The sequence below is a fragment of the Bacillus sp. FSL M8-0063 genome (genome assembly GCF_038005545.1).
In the GTDB taxonomy this organism is placed as follows: Bacteria; Bacillota; Bacilli; order Bacillales; family Bacillaceae_G; genus Bacillus_A; species Bacillus_A wiedmannii.
The window spans coordinates 3,196,778-3,218,791 of sequence record NZ_JBBOTJ010000001.1 but is presented as its reverse complement, the minus strand read 5'-3'; the positions used below and the strand labels follow the sequence as shown (position 1 = coordinate 3,218,791).

20 protein-coding genes and 1 pseudogene are annotated in these 22,014 nt (G+C 35.1%); 20 read left to right on the top strand and 1 reads right to left on the bottom strand.

Annotated features, from left to right (window positions below):
- Positions 1 to 122 precede the first annotated feature (122 nt).
- The 18 genes and pseudogenes from MKX31_RS16210 (at position 123) to MKX31_RS16125 (ending at position 18,713) form a co-directional block, all read left to right on the top strand.
- On the top strand, positions 123 to 458 hold the full coding sequence (locus MKX31_RS16210; protein WP_097908363.1) for a P27 family phage terminase small subunit: 336 nt from the start codon (positions 123 to 125) through the stop codon (positions 456 to 458).
- Complete coding sequence (locus MKX31_RS16205) at positions 455 to 2,113, top strand: terminase TerL endonuclease subunit (RefSeq protein WP_340981252.1); 1,659 nt, start codon at positions 455 to 457, stop codon at positions 2,111 to 2,113. The genes MKX31_RS16210 and MKX31_RS16205 overlap by 4 nt, the downstream gene beginning before the upstream one ends.
- Before the next feature lie 8 nt (positions 2,114 to 2,121).
- Positions 2,122 to 3,285, top strand: coding sequence for a phage portal protein (locus MKX31_RS16200; protein WP_445661306.1), 1,164 nt, complete (start codon positions 2,122 to 2,124; stop codon positions 3,283 to 3,285).
- Positions 3,269 to 4,045 (top strand): head maturation protease, ClpP-related, encoded by a 777-nt coding sequence (locus tag MKX31_RS16195; RefSeq protein ID WP_340981251.1) that lies wholly within the window; start codon positions 3,269 to 3,271, stop codon positions 4,043 to 4,045. The genes MKX31_RS16200 and MKX31_RS16195 overlap by 17 nt, the downstream gene beginning before the upstream one ends.
- Positions 4,046 to 4,064: 19 nt before the next feature.
- A complete protein-coding gene (locus MKX31_RS16190; RefSeq protein ID WP_340981249.1) occupies positions 4,065 to 5,228 on the top strand; it encodes a phage major capsid protein in 1,164 nt (387 codons plus the stop codon).
- A gap of 12 nt (positions 5,229 to 5,240) precedes the next feature.
- Complete coding sequence (locus MKX31_RS16185; RefSeq protein WP_340981247.1) at positions 5,241 to 5,537, top strand: hypothetical protein; 297 nt, start codon at positions 5,241 to 5,243, stop codon at positions 5,535 to 5,537.
- A gap of 1 nt (position 5,538) precedes the next feature.
- Complete coding sequence (locus MKX31_RS16180) at positions 5,539 to 5,892, top strand: phage head closure protein (protein WP_340981246.1); 354 nt, start codon at positions 5,539 to 5,541, stop codon at positions 5,890 to 5,892.
- Position 5,893: 1 nt separating this feature from the next.
- The gene (locus tag MKX31_RS16175; RefSeq protein WP_340981245.1) at positions 5,894 to 6,235 is read left to right on the top strand and encodes an HK97 gp10 family phage protein; all 342 of its coding nucleotides are present in this window, start codon (positions 5,894 to 5,896) and stop codon (positions 6,233 to 6,235) included.
- The gene (locus tag MKX31_RS16170) at positions 6,235 to 6,564 is read left to right on the top strand and encodes a hypothetical protein (protein WP_340981242.1); all 330 of its coding nucleotides are present in this window, start codon (positions 6,235 to 6,237) and stop codon (positions 6,562 to 6,564) included. The genes MKX31_RS16175 and MKX31_RS16170 overlap by 1 nt, the downstream gene beginning before the upstream one ends.
- Positions 6,565 to 7,161 carry a major tail protein gene (locus tag MKX31_RS16165; RefSeq protein WP_340981240.1) on the top strand — a complete coding sequence of 199 codons (597 nt, stop codon included), beginning with the start codon at positions 6,565 to 6,567 and terminating at the stop codon, positions 7,159 to 7,161. It abuts the gene before it with no gap.
- Positions 7,162 to 7,165: 4 nt separating this feature from the next.
- Positions 7,166 to 7,528 carry a hypothetical protein gene (locus MKX31_RS16160; protein WP_098148472.1) on the top strand — a complete coding sequence of 121 codons (363 nt, stop codon included), beginning with the start codon at positions 7,166 to 7,168 and terminating at the stop codon, positions 7,526 to 7,528.
- 230 nt (positions 7,529 to 7,758) lie between these two features.
- A pseudogene (locus MKX31_RS16155) lies at positions 7,759 to 8,964 on the top strand (hypothetical protein); the annotation flags it as partial.
- Positions 8,965 to 9,479: 515 nt separating this feature from the next.
- Positions 9,480 to 11,639 carry a phage tail tape measure protein gene (locus MKX31_RS16150; RefSeq protein WP_340981564.1) on the top strand — a complete coding sequence of 720 codons (2,160 nt, stop codon included), beginning with the start codon at positions 9,480 to 9,482 and terminating at the stop codon, positions 11,637 to 11,639.
- A 41-nt stretch (positions 11,640 to 11,680) separates the two neighbouring features.
- The gene (locus tag MKX31_RS16145) at positions 11,681 to 13,165 is read left to right on the top strand and encodes a distal tail protein Dit (protein ID WP_340981237.1); all 1,485 of its coding nucleotides are present in this window, start codon (positions 11,681 to 11,683) and stop codon (positions 13,163 to 13,165) included.
- Positions 13,162 to 17,091, top strand: coding sequence for a phage tail spike protein (locus MKX31_RS16140; RefSeq protein ID WP_340981235.1), 3,930 nt, complete (start codon positions 13,162 to 13,164; stop codon positions 17,089 to 17,091). Before MKX31_RS16145 ends, MKX31_RS16140 begins: the two co-directional genes overlap by 4 nt.
- Before the next feature lie 91 nt (positions 17,092 to 17,182).
- Positions 17,183 to 17,419, top strand: coding sequence for a hemolysin XhlA family protein (locus MKX31_RS16135; RefSeq protein WP_073516187.1), 237 nt, complete (start codon positions 17,183 to 17,185; stop codon positions 17,417 to 17,419).
- Positions 17,419 to 17,658 (top strand): holin, encoded by a 240-nt coding sequence (locus MKX31_RS16130; protein ID WP_340981231.1) that lies wholly within the window; start codon positions 17,419 to 17,421, stop codon positions 17,656 to 17,658. The genes MKX31_RS16135 and MKX31_RS16130 overlap by 1 nt, the downstream gene beginning before the upstream one ends.
- Positions 17,655 to 18,713 carry an N-acetylmuramoyl-L-alanine amidase gene (locus tag MKX31_RS16125; RefSeq protein ID WP_340981229.1) on the top strand — a complete coding sequence of 353 codons (1,059 nt, stop codon included), beginning with the start codon at positions 17,655 to 17,657 and terminating at the stop codon, positions 18,711 to 18,713. Before MKX31_RS16130 ends, MKX31_RS16125 begins: the two co-directional genes overlap by 4 nt.
- 175 nt (positions 18,714 to 18,888) lie before the next feature.
- Here the strand turns inward: MKX31_RS16125 and MKX31_RS16120 are convergent, their stop codons facing one another.
- The gene (locus MKX31_RS16120) at positions 18,889 to 19,080 is read right to left on the bottom strand and encodes a hypothetical protein (protein ID WP_340981228.1); all 192 of its coding nucleotides are present in this window, start codon (positions 19,078 to 19,080) and stop codon (positions 18,889 to 18,891) included.
- Positions 19,081 to 19,249: 169 nt separating this feature from the next.
- On the opposite strand from MKX31_RS16120, the gene MKX31_RS16115 reads away from it, so the two are divergent.
- A complete protein-coding gene (locus MKX31_RS16115; protein ID WP_340981226.1) occupies positions 19,250 to 20,887 on the top strand; it encodes an S-layer homology domain-containing protein in 1,638 nt (545 codons plus the stop codon).
- A gap of 118 nt (positions 20,888 to 21,005) precedes the next feature.
- On the top strand, positions 21,006 to 21,464 hold the full coding sequence (locus MKX31_RS16110; protein WP_340981224.1) for a hypothetical protein: 459 nt from the start codon (positions 21,006 to 21,008) through the stop codon (positions 21,462 to 21,464).
- Positions 21,465 to 22,014 lie beyond the last annotated feature (550 nt).

The following is a 22,014-nucleotide window of genomic DNA, read 5'->3' as shown; positions in this document are numbered from 1 at the left end:
AAATTTTCATCAAAAAATGCTCTAAGGGGCACCGGAGGAGGGGGTCGATTTTCTAAATTTATAAGCGAATTCGCGCGTTATATCAAATTGGAAAACGATGTAAATCAGAAGGGAGGGATATTGTGGCTAGAGTTAAGCGTGAAACAATGAGAAAAAGGATTGAAAAGGATCTAACAAATCAATTGAAAGAAAAAAAGATTGTAGGTAATCATTATACTGACTTAATTCAAGACTATTTATCGTTGTGGGATTTAAAGTGTATTCTTGTTGATGATATTGAAGAAACAGGAATAAAAGTATCTGGTATGCACGGTCCGAAATCCAATCCTTCTATTAACGATTTACATAAAACCAATGATCGAATGATAAAGATTTTAGATGCACTTGGCTTGGAAGCATCGGCTGAAGAACAGAAAACACCTTCAAAACCTAAGCGCTCTGCGAAAGATCTGACATGATTCAAAATCAATATGTTACCGAATATATTGAGATGTATCGAACAGGGAAAATTAAGCTAAATAAAGAGCGCATAATGCTAATTGAGTATCTGGAGAAATACATCTTAGTACGTAATGATTTGTATTTTGATAATGAGATGCATGAGGACTATATAAAATTCACTGAGAAATGGTATTTTGAATTGCAATCATTTCAAAAATTCCTAACAGCATTTGTTTTTCTTTTTTATAAAGAAGATGATTCTGTTTTTTATGAGCAATTCTTAATTATGATGGCTCGTGGTGGCGGTAAAAATGGTTTGATTTCATCTTTATGTCATTTCTTTATTAGTCCGCTGCACGGAATAGATCGATACAATGTTTCAATTGTGGCCAACAATGAGAAGCAAGCAAAAGTTTCTTTCCGTGAAGTCTATGATGCTATTAAAGGGGAAGAAATATTAGAAGATATGTTTTATCGAACTAAGGTTGAAATACTTAGTAACGATACCCAAAGTATTATGCAATATCATACATCTAATGCTGGTTCTAAGGATGGGCTTCGTGACGGTTGTGTTATTTACGATGAGATTCATCGATATGAAAATTTTGATGTAGTAAATGTATTCTCTAGTGGACTTGGAAAAGTGCCAAATGCTAGAGAATTTTTTATTGGTACAGATGGATTTGTTCGCGACGGATTTCTGGACAAGACGAAAGAGCGAGCGATGAATATTCTAAAGGGAAAAGATTTAGAAGATCCAATGTTTCCTTTCATTTGCAAGATTGATAATCCAGAAGAAATTGATAATCCTGATGTGTGGGAAAAAGCAAATCCGATGTTTAGTGAGCCAAGAAGTTCTTATGCTAAACAATTATTTAAAAAGGTATTAACCCAATATAAGCAATTAGCAAATAATCCTTCAAACCGTGAAGAATTCATAACAAAACGTATGAACTATCCCGAAACGGACCTAACAAAGTCTGTAGCTTCATGGGAAGAAATAATGCGTACTGGTTTTGAAGAAGATGGAGAAACACTCAGAGAAGTTCCAGATTTAAAACATAAAGTAGCTGTAGGTGGCCTCGACTTCGCCAGTATCAAAGACTTTGCGGCAGTCGGCTTGCTATTTAAACATGGTGAAGATTATATATGGAAAGGTCATTCATTTGTACGTAAAGGATTCTTGGATAAGGTGAAATTAAAGGCACCTATTTACGAATGGGCTGAAAATGGCTTGCTAACAATTGTGGACGAACCAGTCATTAATATCTCACATATTGTAGATTGGTTTGTAAAAATGCGTGAGATATACGGATTTAACACAATAGTAGCTGATACATTCCGTCTTGATCTTGTTAAAACGGCACTTGAAGCTGAAGGTTTTATATTGTTGTATATTCGTAATCCGAAAGCTATTCATTCTTTATTAGCACCAAGAGTAGAAACGTTATTTGCAAACAATCGTATTATTTTTGGTGATAATCCATTAATGCGTTGGTACACCAATAACGTCTACGTCCACATCAAAAAAGATGGCAACAAAGAGTATCTGAAAAAAGATGAATTTAAGCGCAAAACAGATGGATTTCAAGCTTTTATCCATGCATTATGGCAAGCGGATAACATTCTTGTAGATGAATTAGACTTTATGCTCGATGGTATTAAATTCTAATAAAGGGGGTGATAATCATTGGATGGTTGGACACGGTATTTAAAAGAAATAGCGAAATAGGATTTATGTTTGATGTGGAAATGTTTATTGAAAAAGCAAATAGAGTACACATGAAGCGATTAGCAATTGATACATGTATATCCTTTTTAGGCAGAACAATTAGCCAGTCAGAATTTAGAGTGAAAAATGGTGAAGAATTCGAAAAGAATGATCTTTATTATCGATTAAATGTTAGGCCTAATAAAAATATGACAGCAAGTACCTTTTGGGAAAGGTTCATTTACAAACTTATTTATGATAATGAAGCTTTAATTATACAAGCGGATGATGGTGATTTACTTATTGCTGATGACTTTGAACATAATGAATACGCTGTGTTTGAAGATACTTTTACTAATGTCACTGTAAAAGATTATCAGTTTAAGAGGAGCTTTAAACAAAGTGAAGTCATTCATTTAAGATATCGGAATGACAAGTTATCACCTCTTATCGATGGTTTGTTTACGGATTATGGTGATTTATTCGGTAGGATATTAAGTTCTCAAAAACGTAAAAATCAAATTCGCGGAACAGTTGATATGGACATGCTTGCTGCAAAGAGTAAAGAACATCAATCAAAATTGCAAGAGTTCATTAATAACATGTATAAAGCGATTGGAGAAAATGATGTAGCTATCATTCCACAACAGCCTGGTTTTAAATACGCTGAAACATCGGATGGTGGAAGCTCTGGACAAAGTGTGGAAGAAATAAATAAAGTGACTAATGGCTTCTTAAATCAAGTAGCAATGGCTTTTGGTATTCCGATTTCTTTGTTATATGGAGAAATGGCTGATGTAGAGAAGCAAACGAAAAATTATATGCTATTTACAGTGAAACCATTATTAAAAAAGATTTCAGATGAAGCAAACGTTAAATTTTTTGAAAAAGAAGAGTATCTTTCAGGTCAAAAGATTGAAATTAAAACTGTTTCTTATCAAAGTATTTTTGATCTTGCGACAAGCATAGATAAACTCATTTCTTCAAGTGCATTTACAGGAAATGAAATTCGATTAGAAGTAGGATATGAAGTCTCTGATGATCCTAACTTAAATACACATCATATTACGAAAAACTATACAAGATTAACTCAATCTGAAGGAGGTGAGAATACAAATGACGGTGAAAATTGACGTTAAAGGGCCAATTATTTCAAATGATGAAGCTTGGATTTATGATTGGTTTGAAATGGATGCTACAAGCCCAGGTAAGATTATAAAACAACTTGATAACGCAAATAGTGAGGATTTAATTGTTTCAATTAACAGCCCAGGCGGTTATGTGGATGATGGTTCAGAAATTTACACAGCATTAAAAAATTACTCTGGTCATGTGGAAGTTCAAATTGTGGGTTTAGCAGCAAGTGCAGCTTCTGTAATTGCTATGGCCGGTGATAAAGTCAGAATTTCTCCAACAGCCAAAATCATGATTCATAACGCTTCAATGTGGAATGGTGGAGATCATCGTGATATGTCAAAAGCGGCAGAGATGCTGAAAATAACAGATCGAGCAATTGTGAACGCTTATGTCATTAAAAGTGGTAAGTCAGAAGAAGAATTACTTAATATGATGGCTGAAGAAACTTGGATGGGGCCACAACAAGCGTTAGAAAATAATTTTGTGGATGAAATCATGTTTATGGAGAATCCAGTTAGAATGACAGCTTCAACTAATACTGCTGCCATGCTTCCACAGAAGGTAATCGATGGTTTTAGAAATGGACCAATGAACAAAGGCCAAGGGATTACAAAAGAAGATTTAAACGCTGCTTTATCAGGGTTGAAAAACGAAATTCTGAATGACTTACAAAACAATATAGAAGAACAACAAAAGGAGCCAAATCCCAAACCTGTAAAAAACAGTGGGATTAAAGGACTCCTTTTAAAATTATAAAAAATGGGGGAAACACATAATGGTTATTAAATTTAATAAATCTGAAGCATTTAATAAGGCAAAAGCAAAATTGACGGACACTTTAACTAACGCGGAAAGTACAGAACAAGAACAAACATCAGCGTTTGAAGGCTTCTTTGATGCACTACAAACAGATGTAGCAAATACAGTTCGTGAACAAGTAAATAACGATATGCTTGATCGTTCGATTTTACAGCAACGTGGTCAAAATGTTTTAACTTCAGCAGAAACAAAATTCTTCAATGCAGTTGTTAAAGAAGGTGGATTTACAGATGGCTCAATTCTTCCTGTAACGACTCAAGAGCGTGTGTTTGAAGATTTAGTTACAGAACATCCCTTATTAGCGGAAATTGGTTTGCAAGATTTAGGAGCAGTTACGAAGTTTATTTACTCTGATGCAACGAAGGCGTATGTATGGGGCGAATTATTCGGTGAAATCCGTGGGCAAATTGATGCCATCTTCAAGCAAGAAAAAATTGGCCAACTTAAATTAACTGCATTTGCAGCAATTCCGAATGATATGAAAGAACTTGGACCAGAATGGATTGAACGTTATGTTCGAACTGTTTTAGTTGAAACATACTCCGTCGGCCTAGAATTTGGCTTTATTAATGGTGGTGGATCTGTAGCACACCAACCGGTTGGTTTAATGAAAGATGTTAATTCAGAAACAGGCGCTGTTACTGATAAAAAATCTTCTGGTAAATTAACATTTGCTCCGTCTGATAAAGGGGAAATTGTAGCGGGTGAACTTTATGAAGTAGTAAAAGCTTTATCTGTTGATGCAAAAGGGAAATCTAGAAAAGTATTAAATAAAATTGTAATGGTAGTAAACCCGATTGATGCGATTGGCGTACAAGCACGTAATACAATCCAGACATCAACAGGCCAATGGGTAATGGCATTGCCTTATAACATTAAACCTGTTGAGTGTGAGGAAGTCCCTGTTGGTAAAGCATTATTCTTTGTAAAAGGACAATATATTGCTGCAATTGCAGGAGGATATAAATTAAAAGAATTTGATCAAACATTAGCTTTCGAGGATGCTACTCTTTATACAATTAAGCAATTTGCTAACGGTAAACCGAAAGATAATAAAGCGGCTCTTGTTTATGACTTGGAAATTTCATTTGCGCCACCTACAGAAACAAAATCTAAATAAAGGGTGAAGTGAATGAGAAACGCAACAATTTCAGATGGAATATTGCAAGGATTTAAAGAGAGGATGCACTTAGGGGATGAGGAAGATGATAACCTAAAGCGCATCCTCTCTACATCTAACAAGGCATTAATTAGGGTTTGTGGAGATTATGATTTAAATAATGACGAGGAATTCAAAGAATTAGTCTTTGAACGCTCTCGTTATGTTTATAACGATGCATTAGAGTATTTTGACAAGAATTTTTTAAGTCAGATTAATAGTTTAGGCATCGATAAAGCATTAGAAGACATTAAATTGGACGGTGATTAATATGCGTCCTTTTCAGTACAAGAAACCACTGAATACAGGTGATTGTCGAAATCGAATTGTCATTGAACAACCTGAAATAATAAAGGATGAATTGAATCAAGAAGTTGAAACAGGTAATTGGCAAGAAGTTAAAAAAGCATGGGCGATGATAAAAACGGTAAAAGGTTCGGAGTATATTGAAGCTTCGGCTTCACAGTCTACACGGATTTATCGTTTTGTAATCCCTTATACAACAGGTGTTACAGAATTAATGCGAATCAATATGAAAGGTCGTATCTTTGATATTATCGAACCGCCAATGAATGATGATGAAATGTATCAAACATTGACCATTATCGCAAAGGAGCATGTTTAATATGAACGATTTTGCGAGTGAACTTGCTAGAGAATTACAAAGATATGCGAATGTTGTGGAAGAAGAATTGTTAACGGCACAAGAAGAAGTAGCTGATGTTGCTGTTAATAAATTAAAACAAAACAGTCCTAAAAAAACAGGTGCTTATCGTAAAGGGTGGCGTAAGAAAAAAGAGGATAATGGTGTTGTTATTCATAATAATCAAGGACAATTAACACATCTTTTAGAAAAGGGACATGCGAAAGTTGGCGGTGGACGTGTTCCGGCTCAAGTTCATATTCGTCCAGTTGAAGAGTATGTAATTAATGAATTACCAAGACAGATTGAAAGGGCGCTTGGATAATGACATTAGGTGAATTAACAAAAATTCTTGAAGCTACAGGTTTTCCTGTGGCTTATTCTCATTTTACAGCCACACCAGGTAAGCCAGTTCCAGCGCCACCTTATATTTGTTTTCTTGTGGATGGATCAGCGAATTTAATGGCTGATAACAAGGTCTACCACAAGATAAATGACTTAAACATAGAGCTTTATACAGTCAGAAAAGACTTAGCGGCAGAAGCGAAACTTGAAAAAGTCCTAGACGATCATGAGATTCCTTATGACTCGTATGGGACGTTTATTGAATCTGAGAAAATGTATCAAAAAATATACGAAACGAGGTTGATGTAAATGAATAAAGAAAATAAAGTTACGTTTGGTTTGAAGAATGTACATTATGTCCCAATTGATGTTCAAGATTTTTTAGTAAAGTTTGGTACGCCAATCCCGTTACCTGGTGGGGTGGAGCTAACATTTGAGCCACGCGGTGATTTAATTGAATTCTATGCGGATGACATGCTTTATTACGCAGCGAGTAATAACCAAGGTTATGATGGTACGCTATCTATTGCAACTATTCCTGAGCAATTTGCTATCGATGCATTAGGTGAGCAATTAGATGAAACAGATGGTGTATTAAATGAGTTAGCTGATGCTAAAGGGAAATCATTTGCATTACTATTTGAATTCGATGGCGATGTGAATGCAACTCGACACGTTATGTATAACTGTGCAGCGAGTCGTCCGACAATCGCATCTAAAACGAAAACAAATTCAGCTGAACCAAATACAAATGAATTGAAGTTTGTATCTAGTCCAATCGTTTTAGCTCCTGGTGGAAGACCTATGGTTAAAACAAAAACAACCTCTAAAACAACTCAAGCTATTTATGATAATTGGTACAAAGAAGTGTACGTTAAAAAACCAGCAGCACCAAAAGGAGCGTAAGTAAATGGAAAAGACAATCACAATAGACGGAAAACAAGTCCGACTTAAAAGTACAGCAGCAACAGTCAAACGTTATAAGGCTCAATTTAGACGTAATTTATTTGCAGACTTGATGGGATTAGGAGCAATTAGCGCATTAACTTCATCGGATGGTACGCAACAACCTATTGATATGTCCAATGTTGATTTAAGTAATGTGGATTTTGAACTTATTTATGATTTAACTTGGTTATTCGCTAAAACAGCGGATCAAAGTATCCCTGATCCTATGGTGTGGTTAGATGGCTTTGAAGAGTTCCCTATTGAAGAAATAATGCCAGAAATTATGGATTTAATCCAAGTTACTATGGGAGCAAAAAAAAAATAAAGAAAAATAATGGAGAGCAAGGGACATTCAGTGATGAAGAATTTACAACTGAATTGTTCCTTGCTCTTTGTTATAAAGCGAAACTAACAAGATGGGATTTAGAAGATATGACAATCGGTGATTGTTTTGATTATATTGCTGAATTTGCTGAAATGGAGAATCCGGATAAAGAAAAAGTTAGAAAAGCAAATCAAAAAGACTTCGATTCATTCTAAGAAAGGGGTGAGAAAATGGCAGGAAGAATTAAAGGGATTACAATTGAGATTAATGGTAACACTCAACCGTTACAAAATTCTCTAAAAGATGTTAATAAGCAAAGTGATAGCTTGGCCAAAGAACTAAAAGATGTTGAACGTCTTTTAAAATTTGATCCTGGTAATGTTGAAGCTCTAGCTCAGAAGCAAAAGTTATTAACTCAACAAGTAGAAAATACAACACAAAAGCTAGATAAATTGAAGGCAGCGGAACAACAAGTCCAAGCACAATTCCAATACGGAAAAATTTCCGAAGAACAATACCGTGCATTCAGGCGTGAAATTGAATTTACAGAAGGATCGCTTAATGGTCTGAAAAATAAGCTTGGAAATATGAAGGCTGAACAAGATAATGTAGCCAGTTCCACCCGGCAATTAGAAACGTTGTTTAGTGCTACAGGGAAAAGCGTAGCTGATTTTGCAGGAGCATTAGGAAATCGTCTTGTGAATGCAATTAAAAGTGGTACGGCTACAAGTCGACAATTGGAACAAGCAATTGGGATTATCGGACGAGAAGCATTAGGAACAGAAGCAGATATTGAAAAGTTACAACGTGCTCTACGATCTGTGGATGACGGTAATTCAATCCAACAAGTCCGAAATGAATTAAGAGATTTACAACAAGAAGCCGGAAGAACGGAGAAGAAGTTTGAAGGGTTAAAAGTAGGACTCGAAAATGTTATCGGTGGTTTGGCAGCTGGCGGAGGTATAGCAGCAGCTGTTGAAAAAGCACTTGATATGTCCAAGTTAAAAACAAAAATTGAAATAGGATTCGATGTTCCTGAATCCTCAAAAAAATCAGTAGAGGATGCTGTGAGAGGAATTTCAGCCTATGGATTAGATGCAGAAGAAGCACTTGAAGGTGTAAGAAGACAATGGGCTTTGAATAAAGATGTTAGCGATGAAGCAAATGCTTCTATTGTAAAGAGTGCAGCTGTTATTTCTAATGCTTATGCTGGAATAGATTTTACTGAATTAATTCAAGAAGCAAATGAAATTGGTAATGAACTAGGTATTTCACAAGAAGGCGCTCTTGGTATGGCTGATGCTTTGTTAAAAATGGGGTTTCCACCGGAACAATTAGATATTATCGCCGAATATGGTGGTCAGCTGACACGAGCGGGATATAACGCTGAAGAAGTACAAGCTATTATGGAAGCTGGAGTTGAAACCGGAACCTGGAATTAGATTATAGTTCCCTTGTATGGTGACATACAATGAAAAACTCCTTTAATTCAGTGAAACTCTCAAGTGAGACAATACTGAGCGAAGCCTTTTAATTAAGGAACGTGCAACGACTAGTCGAAAGACGTAGGGTGTAAGTAAATGACACTCGAAACGGGGAGCAACTCAAGTAGTTGAAGATATAGTCTAATCTATGCGGTGACGTATAGCAGTTCATGAGAGAACGGGCGTGACCTTGCGAATCACGTTGAATATAAATGATTGATAATCTCTTAGACGGTTTGAAAGAAGGTCGTGTCAAAGCGGCTGAATTCGGTCAAGGTGTCGATAAAGCTATGACAGAAGCTCTTGAAGGCACAAAAATTTCAGCAGAACAAGTTGAAAAATGGGGTCAGGCAGTAGCTAAAGGTGGTAAAGACGGATCGGCAGCCATGACGGAAATTGCACAAGCTTTATCAGAGGTTGAAGATGAAACAAAACGTAATGAATTAGGGGTTAAGTTTTTCGGAACAATGTATGAAGATCAAGGGCAAAACATCATTAATACTTTACTAGGTGCAAAAGAGAAAACAGTTGATTTTGGAAAGCAACAAGATAAATTGAATGATTCCATTAAAAAAATGGATGCAAACCCAGCAGTTAAATTTCAAAAAGCGATGCAGGATTTACAAGTTGCTATGCAGCCAGTTCTTAGCGTCATAGCGGATGTCATCTCTAAAATAGCTGAATGGGTTTCAAACAATCCAAAGTTAACAGCTACATTAACAGCTGTTGCATTGGCAATTGGTATAATTTCAGGTGCAATTATGGCTCTTGCGCCAATAGTCATGACGGTAATGAGTATATTTGGAGTTGGTGCGGCTGTAGCAGCTGGGATAGTTGCCATTGTTCCAATTATCATAGCAGCCATAGTCGCTTTAGGTGTAGCAATTTATAAAAATTGGGATGATATTAAAAATTGGACAATAGAAACATGGAATTCTATTAAAGAATATTTAATAGAGCTTTGGGATGGGATAGTTCAATCCTCTAGTGAAGCTTGGAGTTCTTTCTTAGAAACAATGCATGCATTCTTTGATCCAATAGGGCAATTTTTTAGCGATTTATGGACAGGGATAGGTGAAATATGTAGTAGTACATGGAATTCTATTGTTGAATTCTTTTCAGGTGCTTGGGCTTCATTCACTGAAATGATGCATAGTTTCTTTGATCCTATAGGTGAATTTTTTAGTAGTTTGTGGTCAGGCATTGTGGAAACGGCGTCTTCTTGGTGGACTTCTTTAGTTACAACAGCTTCAGAATTGTGGGGGACACTCGTGCAAGCTTGGCAAGAAACTTGGAATACCATCGTTACTGTTTTAGATCCAATCATTTCATTAATTTCAACAGTACTACAGGCTGGATGGCTATTAATACAAGCAGGGGTACAAATTGCGTGGGCAGCCATTTCACAATATATCATTCAACCAATTCAACAAGCTTATGACTGGGTAAGTACAAAGATAGGTGAATTAGTTACTTGGCTCGGTACACAATGGGAAATTGCAAAAGCTGTGGCGCAAGTTGCGTGGGGATTATTTAAACAATATATTACCCAGCCTGTACAAGAAGCTTGGAGCTTGGTAAAAGAGAAATTTAGTGATTTAATCTCTTGGTTAAGTTCACAGTGGGAACTTGCCAAATCATATACTCTTATGGCTTGGAACTTAGTAAAACAGTACGTTATTCAGCCAGTTCAAGAATTGTGGAATACAACGAAACAAAAACTTGCTGATTTAGCCAATTGGATATTATCAAATTGGGAATCTATAAAATCATATACGCTTACAGCTTGGAATTTAGTGAAACAATATGTGATTCAACCAGTAACAGATACTTATAATCAGGCTAAACAAAAATTTACTGATTTATATAATTCAGCTAGAGAAAAATTTGATTCAGTGAAAAATGCAGCACAAGAAAAATTTGAAGCGGCAAAAAGATTTATTATGGATCCAATAAGAGATGCGGTTGATGGAGTAAAGGGATTCATCGATAAAATCAAAGGATTCTTTGAAGGTTTAAAGTTGAAAATCCCAAAACCTGAAATGCCACCTCTTCCACACTTTAGCTTACAAACTAGCACTAAAAATGTTTTAGGTAAAGATATTACATTTCCTTCTGGACTCAATATAGATTGGCGCGCCAAGGGTGGTATTTTCACTAAGCCAACTATATTCGGAATGAATAATGGACGTTATCAAGCAGCGGGCGAAGCTGGGGACGAAGCGGTGCTTCCGCTTAATAAAAAGACACTAGGTGATATTGGGGCAGGAATTGCAGCAACCATGTCACGCGAACAATTTTCTATGCCCGGTGAAATAAATCAATTAATGAGTGATATGAGCCGTATGATGGCTAGTTCTGTAAGTCAATTATCAGGATTAAAGACTGTCATGAGTGGTGTGTATGGAAGTATGTCAAATAGTAGACAAGCCATGACAAGCAGCGTATCAAATCAAGTATTTAATTACTCTCCAGGAACATCTGAAGGTGGAACACTTCCAAAGTTTGGTGGCGATTTAGTTGTTGAAGTTCCTGTTGTTTTAGAGGGACGAGATGTGGCGCGTGGTACTTATCGATATACGAAAGAGTATCAAGAAAGAGAAGAACAAAGAAACTCAGCCTTTTAGGTTTGGGTTTCTTTTATTATATAAAGAAATGAGGTGTCAGCATGAGTTCTTTTACATTTAATAACGAACGAAAAGATTTTGTCCAAATCGCAAAAGGGTGGAAAAGACCGACTTGGGCACCATTGAAACGTAATTTTCTAAGTGTTCCAGGATATCCAGGTGCAAGGCTATTAAACACCCAAACGGAAATGCGTGTTTTATCTATACCTGTAGGAATCATTGTTCCTGATGGTGGGAACTTAGAGTTATTAAAAGAAGAAATTGCAAGTTGGTTAATTACCGATCAACCAGCCGAGCTTATTTTCGATGTAGAGCCAGATAGAATATATTTAGCAGTTGTGGATGATAGCTTTGATCCAGATGAATTTGTAACACTTGGAATCGGTACAATTAAATTTATCTGCCCAACACCTTATAAACTAGGTAAAGTACAAACCCACACATTCACTCAAAGTTGGTCTACTGAGATTACTTCTAATTTCACGAATAAAGGAAGCGTTGAAGCTCCGGCATTAATTGAAATGACTGTAAAAAAACCAAGCACTTTTTTAGATGTATGGTTTGGTAAATATCCTTTAGAACGAAAGTATTTCCGCATTGGTTATCCCCTAACTGTGGAGGAAACAACGGTACAAGAGCGTGAGCGTGTATTATGGGATGAAATGGCTTCACCTATAGGATGGACTCCTGTTACTGGACAATTTGACGATATAAAAGGGACAGGTAGTTTTAAGTCAAGAGGCGGTTACGCACTATATTGTGAAGAATATGGAGAAGGAAAAGGGTTTTATGGCGCGATAGCTAAGAAAAGTATTCCAGGCGGTCCATTACAAGATTTTGAAATGGAAGCATGGATGACTTTAAAATCCAAAAATATTGAGGAAATGGGGCGGTGTGAGGTCCTCCTGTTAGATGATGCAAGCAACCTGGTAGCTCGTATTAACATGAATGATCTATATGTCACTGCCGAAATTACAAAAGCGCATATGAAAATTGGGAATAGCGGAACGCCTAATAGTATTAAGAAATTAGTAGATACAAGCGGCTTTTACTCATCTACTTTCAATCAATTTCGGGGGCGCCTGCGTATTGCTAGAAGAGGGACACAATGGTCTGTATATGTAGCTAAATTTATAGATGGTAAAGAGATAGACGGAGCATCCCTAGTTGAACGATGGAACGATGTTGACAACAGTAATCCAATGACAAACCGAAAAATAGCACAAGTTATGATTGCACTTTGTAAGTGGGATAATCACCAACCTGTTAACGAAATGCAAATTGATGATTTAAAGGTTTGGAAGGTAAATAAAGTTCCTTCTAACACGAAACCTTATATCTTTGATACAGGAGACAAAGTGATTATTGATACTGAAAGAAGTCTTGTTACAATTAATGGGAAAGATGCTATTAATATTAAAGATATATTTAGTGAGTTCCCTAAGATCATTCGTGGAGAGAATCGTATTGATATTATGCCACCAGATGTTACAGCTACAATCAGTTACAGGGAGAGATATAGATGAGAACGCCAAGTGGTGAATTGCATGTTGTTGATTTTAAAACAGAACAAATTGTAGCATCTATTCAGCCTACAGATTATTGGGATGATAAAAGACATTGGGAAATTAAAAATAACATTGATACATTAGAATTTCGAGTATTTGATAATACAAGGCATTCATCCACGCTTATGCAACAAAATTTAGTATTAAAAGAAGTGCGCGATGGTCGTATCGTTCCTTATGTAATTACTGAAATTGAAAAGAATTCTGATGATAGATCAGTAATCGCTTATGCATCTGGTGAATGGATTCAACTTGCTAAAGCCGGAATTATTCCACCGCAAAAACTAGAAGGTAAAACCGTAATTGAAATGATGGATATCGCTCTTGCGGGTACAAAGTGGCAAAAAGGGAATTTAGAATATGCTAGTTTCCGTTCCATGACGATCGATGAATTTATTGATCCGTTGTCTTTTCTTAAGAAAATTGCTTCTTTGTTTGAGTTAGAAATTCAATATCGTGCTGAAGTTGTAGGCTCTCAAATTGTTGGACGTTATATAGATATGGTTAAGAAGCGTGGTCAAGAAACAGGGAAAGAAATAACTCTGGGTAAAGACTTGCTAGGAATTAAACGAATTGAAAACTCTCAAAACATTTGTACAGCCTTACTAGGTTTCGTAAAAAAAGAAGGTGAAGGATTCGTTACTATTACAGAAATAAACAATGGTGTTCCGTATCTTGTGGACAGTGATGCATTTCAAAGGTGGAATGAAAAAGGACAACATAAATTTGGTTTCTATAGTCCAGAAACAGAAAACGAAGATATGGATGCAAAACGTTTAATGACTCTTATGAATACAGAGTTAAAAAAGCGTGTAAATTCTTCTGTTTTTTATGAAGTTGAAGCACAATCAATCGGTCGTGTATTCGGACTAAATCATGAATTAATTAAGGATGGAGATACAATCCGAATAAAAGATACAGGGTTTACACCTAAATTGTATTTAGAAGCTAGGGCGATTGCTGGCGATGAATCATATAAAAATCCTTTGCAAGATAAATATGTATTTGGAGATTATCATGAGATTATTGATCCAAATGAGGAATTAAGAAAGGTTTACAACCGTATCCTTGGTTCGCTAGGTAATAAGCAAGAAATGATAAATCAGTTAGATCAGCTAGTGAAAGAAACGAATGAAACCGCTAGTAATGCAAAGAAAGAATCAGAAGCAGCAAAAACACTAGCTGAAAAGGTGCAAGAGAATATTAAAAATAATACCGTTGAAATTATAGAATCAAAGAATCCACCAACAACAGGTCTTAAACCTTTTAAAACACTTTGGCGTGATATCAGCAATGGAAAACCCGGTATTTTGAAGATATGGACAGGTACAGCGTGGGAATCGGTTGTACCAGATGTAGAATCAGTAAAAAAAGAAACCCTAGACCAAGTAAGTAAAGATATTGAGTCCACAAAAAACGAGCTAAATAAAAAGGTCCAGGAAGCGCAAAATCAAGCAACAGGACAAGTAAATGAAGTGAAGGAAAGTTTACAAGGTGTTAGTCGTACGATTTCAGATGTACAAAATAAACAAGGTGAAATTGATAAGAAGGTAACTAAGTTCGAACAGGATTCTAGTGGATTTAAAACTTCTATTGAGTCGTTAACGAAAAAAGATACTGAAATTAGCAGTAAATTAAATACGGTTGAGTCTAATGTAGAAGGTACAAAAAAGACGATTTCTGATATACAGTCTGATACAAATTCACTTAAGAAAACAACTACTGAAATTAAAGAAGAAGCTGGGAAAATTTCAACAAAGTTAGAACAGGTGGATGCTCGTACTGTAGGCGGTGAAAACTGGATTATCGACACTGGAAAGAATCAAAGACCTAAAACAATAGGCATGGCTGGCGGTGCTGTGGTTAATAAAGCGGGTAGTGCGTTTAGTGAGGATTATTTAATTGTAGAGTGTACAGATCAAACCGACTCTTTTTATCAATTCCATTTAGATAATACGAAAATGGGAGATTATGAAAAAGGGAAAGATATGACATTCAGTATTGATTTGCAAAACGACGTTCCTATTGATCTACTTGTATTCCAGTTTATCAATGGAGTATGGACAGAAAACTTATACAGTAGGTTCCCTGTCGCTAATTGGTCTAGAAGATCATTTACATTTAAGGTTGATTTGCGAGCAACTGGATGGGGATTGCGATTAAGATTTGAAAGAAATGAAAATTCAAAGAGTAAGAAATTCCGTTTCAAGAAAGCTAAACTGGAAAAAGGTTCTGTTCCAACAGACTTTAGCAAATCAACATATGAGCTGGAGCAAAGTGTGGATGGTGTAAAAACTACTGTATCTAAGGTACAGGACAGCCAAGCTGGATTTGAAAATCGCATGACTACAGTAGAACAAACTGCAAACGGATTATCTTCCACAGTTAGTAATTTAAACAATGTAGTATCAGATCAAGGAAAGAAGCTTACTGAAGCAAATACAAAACTTGAACAACAGGCAACAGCAATCAATGCAAAAGTTGAACTTAAGCAAGTAGAGGATTATGTTGCTGGGTTTAAGATTCCTGAATTGAAACAAACAGTTGATAAAAATAAACAAGATTTATTGGGGGAATTAGCTAATAAACTTGCAACTGAGCAATTTAATCAGAAAATGACTCTGATTGATAACCGCTTTACTATTAATGAACAGGGTATCAATGCAGCAGCAAAAAAGACAGAAGTATATACGAGGACGCAAGCAGATGGGCAATTTGCTACAGATTCCTATGTAAGAGATATGGAATCACGCCTTCAGATAACAGAAAAGGGCGTTAGCATATCTGTAAAAGAAAATGATGTAATCGCAGCCATTAACATGAGTAAAGAAAACATTAAGTTAAATGCAGCACGAATAGATTTAGTTGGTAAAGTTAATGCTGAGTGGATTAAAGCGGGAATGCTAAGTGGTTGCCAAATTAGAACATCAAATACAGATAACTACGTAAGCTTAGATGACCAATTTATACGTCTCTATGAAAAAGGGGTTGCTAGATCATTTCTAGGACATTACAGAAGAACAGATGGTTCAGTACAACCAACTTTTATTTTAGGAACAGATGAAAAGACTAGTGCTCCAGCAGGCGCTTTATTTATGTCTCAAGCAGGCGCAGGGTGGTCAGGGGCTTATGCGAGCATTGGTATTAGCGATAGCATAGTTGATGGTGCCGTCCAAAAGTCTGTGTATTGGGAGTTGCAAAGAAACGGACTAAGTGTTCTAAACGCTAATGATTACCATGTGTTTTATGCTGGGAATGGAAGTTGGTATTTCAGACGAGGAAAAACTGGATTATATCAAACTTCGTTAGTCGTTGAAGATAATAGTACAGATTCTGATTTAAGGTTACCTAATATCACTTTACGTAATAGCCGTGCAGCAGGATATACAGGTATCATACAAGTCAAGTCACCTGTTACCCAGAATGGCTGGGGATCTGTTCAAGGGAATTTCATGAGCCCCTCATTACGGGAATATAAATCTAACATTCGTGATGTTTCTTTTTCCGCCCTAGAAAAAATCAGGAATGTACGAGTGAGACAATTTAACTATAAGAATGCAGTAAACGAGCTTTATAAAATGAGAGAAGAGAGAGATCCTAATGAGCCACCATTGACAACAGAAGATATTAAAACATACTACGGGGCAATTGTAGATGAATCTGATGAAGCGTTTATCGATGAAAGTGGTAAAGGAATTCACTTATATTCATATGCATCACTTACAATCAAAGCTTTACAGGAACTTGAAGAAAATCAAAATGCGAAAATACAAGAAATGGAGAGAAAGCATAATGAAGAAATTACATTAATGAACAACGAAATAGTAACACTAAAAGAGTTAGTTCAAAAATTAATAAATGAGAAACTAGAGCAGCAGTTATAAGCTGTTTTTTATTTTGTACAAAATACGGCTTTTATAAGAAAAGAGGGACAAATAGATGTCTCTCTTTTTATTTTGAAATGAGGTGGTCAAAGTGGAAGGGTTGCAAGAAGTAAGAAGTGATGTTCAAGAAATAAAGCAAGAAATTAAGGAAATAAGGTTAGAGGTTAAAAGTTTGGAAATGCGTACAACAGGCAACGAGAAAGATATTGATAATATCAACAAGCAACTAGATAAAATTAGCGCAAATACTACCTGGATTTTACGACTTATTGTTGGTGGAATTGTAGGAGCAGCTCTTACTTTCTTTTTGAAAGGAGGTGGTATGTAATGTTTGAAATTACAGTAATGATTGGCATTGTAGTTGGTCTCTCACAAATTGGCAAAACAATTGGATTACAAACAAAATATGTTCCGCTATTGAATGTAACGCTTGGCATTGTGCTAGGCGTTTTATTTTTGGGCGGAGATATTAAAACAAATGTATTTCAAGGAATCATCATTGGACTGTCAGCAAGCGGATTATTTGATCACACAAAAATTATGAAAAAGGATGCTGATGTGAAATGAAAAAGACATTAAAACATATTTCATCTGTAGTCTTTGCTGTTATTTTAGCTTTATCCGTTGCAACAAGTGCTTTTGCGGATAGAACATTTATTATTCCTGATTTACCGAAACAACCATACCGTAATGGTGTAGGTGCTTATGAGGGCGTTGTAGCACATTCTACAGCAACACCAGAAGCACCAGCTATTAATATTCAAAAATATGAGTCTCGTACATGGCGTTCAGCATTCGTACATTATGCAGTTGATTGGAATGAAACAATCCAAATTGCTGATACGAAATACATTGCTTATGGCGCAGGACCAGGAGCAAATAAACGATTTGTTCACGTAGAATTATGCGAAACAAGAGATTATGAGAAATTCAAACGCAGCTATGATAAATACGTTAAGTTATTAGCTAAAATTCTTCGTGATCGTGGATTATCTGTAGAAAAAGGATTATGGACTCACTACGATGTTACAAAATATCTTGGTGGTACAGATCATGAAGATCCACTTGATTATTTACGTAGTCATGGAGTTTCAGAAGCACAATTTAGAGCAGATGTACAACGAGCATACAATAATTCTAATGTTGATGTTCCTGACAAGCCATCTAAACCTGTTGAAGTTCCAACGGCTGTAACAGATGGTATTGCTTATATTGAAGGTTATAATGTGAACTTACGTAAAGGTCCTAGTACAAGCTATTCTAAGATTCGTCAGCTAAATAAACCAGAATCTTATATTGTATGGGCTGAAAAGGATGGCTGGTTAAATCTTGGTGGTGAACAATGGGTTAAGAACGATTCATCTTACGTAAAGTTTAGTAAGAAAAGCATTGTAGATTCATCAATCGTAGGTAAGCGTGTTGTTTCTAAAGTTAATAATCTACGATTCTATGATGCTCCATCTTGGCAGGATAAAGATGTTGCGGGTTCTGTAGATGCAGGGTTAGGATTTACGATTGATGCTAAAGTAATTGTTAATGGATCGTCACAATATAAAGTACACAACAGCAAGGGAAAAACATACTATGTAACAGCAAATGAAGTGTATGTGTATGTGAAATGAAATTATTGAGTTAAATACTGTGTGTTTGAATAAAAAAAGAATCCGCCTTATCTGAAGATAGTTTTGGCTATCATCAGATAAGGCGGATTTTTTGATGTTTAGAAGTTTTATAATATTTTTTAAAAGAGTTGCTTTATTTGATAAAAGCGACTTACAGAAATTAAGTTTATATTTTTTAATTATTTTCTTTATTCTGATTTATAATATATCCCTTTATATTATAAATCATTCTTAGTGCAGAAAGGAAAAATAATATTGGGAATACCCATGAAGTGAAATAAATAGAACTACCAATAAGTAAAGAAATAGAGATAATTAAAAATATTATATCTAAATAAAAAAATAAAGTATTGAATTTTTTTTTCATAAACAAAATCTCCTAAGTTTTATGCATTGTTAATTTTCAATAATATAATAACATAAGTAGAGAGTGAATTGTATTTTTCTTTGAAATTTTCCATTTATTATAAAAAATCTTTTATTTTTCGGAAAATAATGTATAATTACAACTATCTGAATTGTTAAAGGGGGATATTATGAAAAAAAGATTTTTGTTTATTATTGCAACATTTTTTTTACTAGGGATTTTTTTAAATAATCCAATCAATTCGAGAGCTGCTGAAGTATCTTCACAAATCGTTACTAAGCAAGAAGCTCACCATAAGGCTATGATGTATCTTAAAAGTGTAAGTGAAAAAATCTATCCTAAATGGAAAAATACGGTCTTTAGTGAGAGCAAGACATTACATGATGTTGATGGTGAAATTAAAGGTTATTTATTTCAAGTGCAAAAGGATAATCAGGATTATGGATATATAATTGTAAATGGAGTTAAAGGTAAGTCTTCCATTATAGAATCTACAAGAGAAGGAGGAAATCCTTATAAAGATGTACCCGAAGGTCAAGCACTCTATACGGGGCCTCTACAATATTTAAAAATAGAGAAAGATAAAATAATAGATATTACAACCGATCAAACGATGAATAGGGAAAATATTAAATCTGTAGACAGAAAGCAAATGAGATTAGCACCGTTGAAATCCTCATTTACCTCAGGTACTAATATATCAAGCGATGTATATAATTCAAAGTTATTAGATAGTGTGCCGGACTATACATGGTTCATAGGTTGTACACCGACTGCATTTGCTAATATAGTAACCTACTGGTCCAAAAATGGGTTTCCTAATCTATTTCGTAGTAATGAATATGCAATTGATTTAGTAGACAATTTAGCTACTTTAATGGAAACGGATAGGGGAACAGGTGAAACTACTAATGGTATTTTATATGGAACTTGGCCGCGTAAAATTGCTCCAGCCCTTCAAAAATATTGGAATGAACGTGGGTACAACGCTGAAATTTATTGGGATTATCAAGAGAAGATGTCCTTCGACAAAATGAAAAAAGAATTAGATGCAGGGCGTCCGTTTGGGTTAGGGATAGAGGGGCATCCGATTTATGAGTCACATGCTATTACTGGTATAGGCTATGAAGAAATCTTTTTTGCTGATATAAATGAAAAATACCGTAATATAGTTATTCGTGATACTTGGTCATCTACACCTGCAGAAGTAATCTTAAATTATGATGAACTTTATGAGAGTTTAAATCATTATACAACAGTAAATCCTTATGTGTTTTTAGATGTTCCAAAAACTCATTGGGCTTATGAACAAATTATGTATATGGCCGGAAATAAAATAATGTCGGGGTATGGAAATGGTTATTTTGGTGCGCAAGATAATATAACGCGTGAACAACTAGCGGCATTTTTATACAGATATTTAAAACCAAGAGACACAAATGAAAATCCATATAAAGACATAGGTGATAACCCATTTAAGAAAGAGATTTTAGCATTAACGAAAAGTGGGATTTTTTCTGTGAATACTGAAAAGAAATTCAATCCGAAAAATACAGCAACTAGAGCGGAAATCGCAGCTGTATTAACAAAAGCATTTAATTTAAAAATAAAAGCTAACTATGAATTCAATGATATGAAAGGCCATTGGGCAAATGAATATGTAAAAGCCTTATATAGTAATGGTATTGCAAGCGGGACAGGAAACAAAAATTTTAGTCCAGGGGCTAATGTTACAAGGGAGCAAATGGCAGTGTTTTTATATAGAGCTATCAATCTTGATTCTAGTTTTGTTCCACCCGCTATTTGATGAAGTATTAGTGACTAATAGACATGAAGTTTTAGTCATATGAGAATTGAAATTCATAAATATTCGCAAGTATAGCTAGATTGAATTTGGAATTAAGTAAATTATAAGGAGTAGGAAAATGATTATTAATTTTAGAATGAAAAAAATTATTGTTATAACTATGATTTGTACATTATTAGTAACATTAAGCTCATTCAGCATATTTACAGAAAATGTTTCTGCAGCACAACCTGGACATACGTTTGTTAGAGTTGAAACGCAGGTTCTTGCGACCGATCCTAATAATCACGATAATGCATCCGCATTGTTTGTCGGGCTTATGGGTATTGTACCAGGAGTAGCACAGGTGAAAAATCTGGCCCAGTTATTTGCATATTTAGGGGTTTATATGGGTGCGCGTACATGGTTAGATGGATTAACCGCTGCACCAAATAGTTTTACGGTACACAAATATATATATAAGGCAGATGAGATAAAAAACAATAATTATTGGGGGTATTACTACATTACAGTAACAAATGGTAATACTGGGGAAACTGTTCAGTCTAAAATAATTCCAATTGGTAAAACAGCATAAATATAACAAAAATAGTTTATCTTAATATAACTAAGATAGACTATTTTTGTTATATTTAAAAGAGAGTCTTGTAAAATTCATAGATGCTCAAAATGAATCTATAAAAAGCTATACGCTTTGTGGGGGAGATTTATTTGTTGCAATATTCAAGAATTTTTTAGGTAGTGCCTCTATTATAAGATTCATGATTTTACTAAGTAAACGAAACGCTTTAAAAATAGATTTCATACCTTCCTAATATCGTCCCTCTTAAACTAAGTAACTCATACCAATTAATATAACATTTTAAAAGTTTGATTTTAGATTAATTTAATTAAACGATCTATTAGGAATAAAAATAAGAAGAGAGTGTCATATAAAGGTGAATTTTAGATTAAATAAAAACAGCCACATTACCAACCATGAAACAGCCACAAAACAGCCACGAATTAATAACAAGTAGTAATATCCTAGAAAAACGTTATCAGATAAACATACATTTAATAAGACGTGTGAAACGAAATGAACCTATATAATAGGAAGGTATATCTTCCGCACACAAGTTCACCAA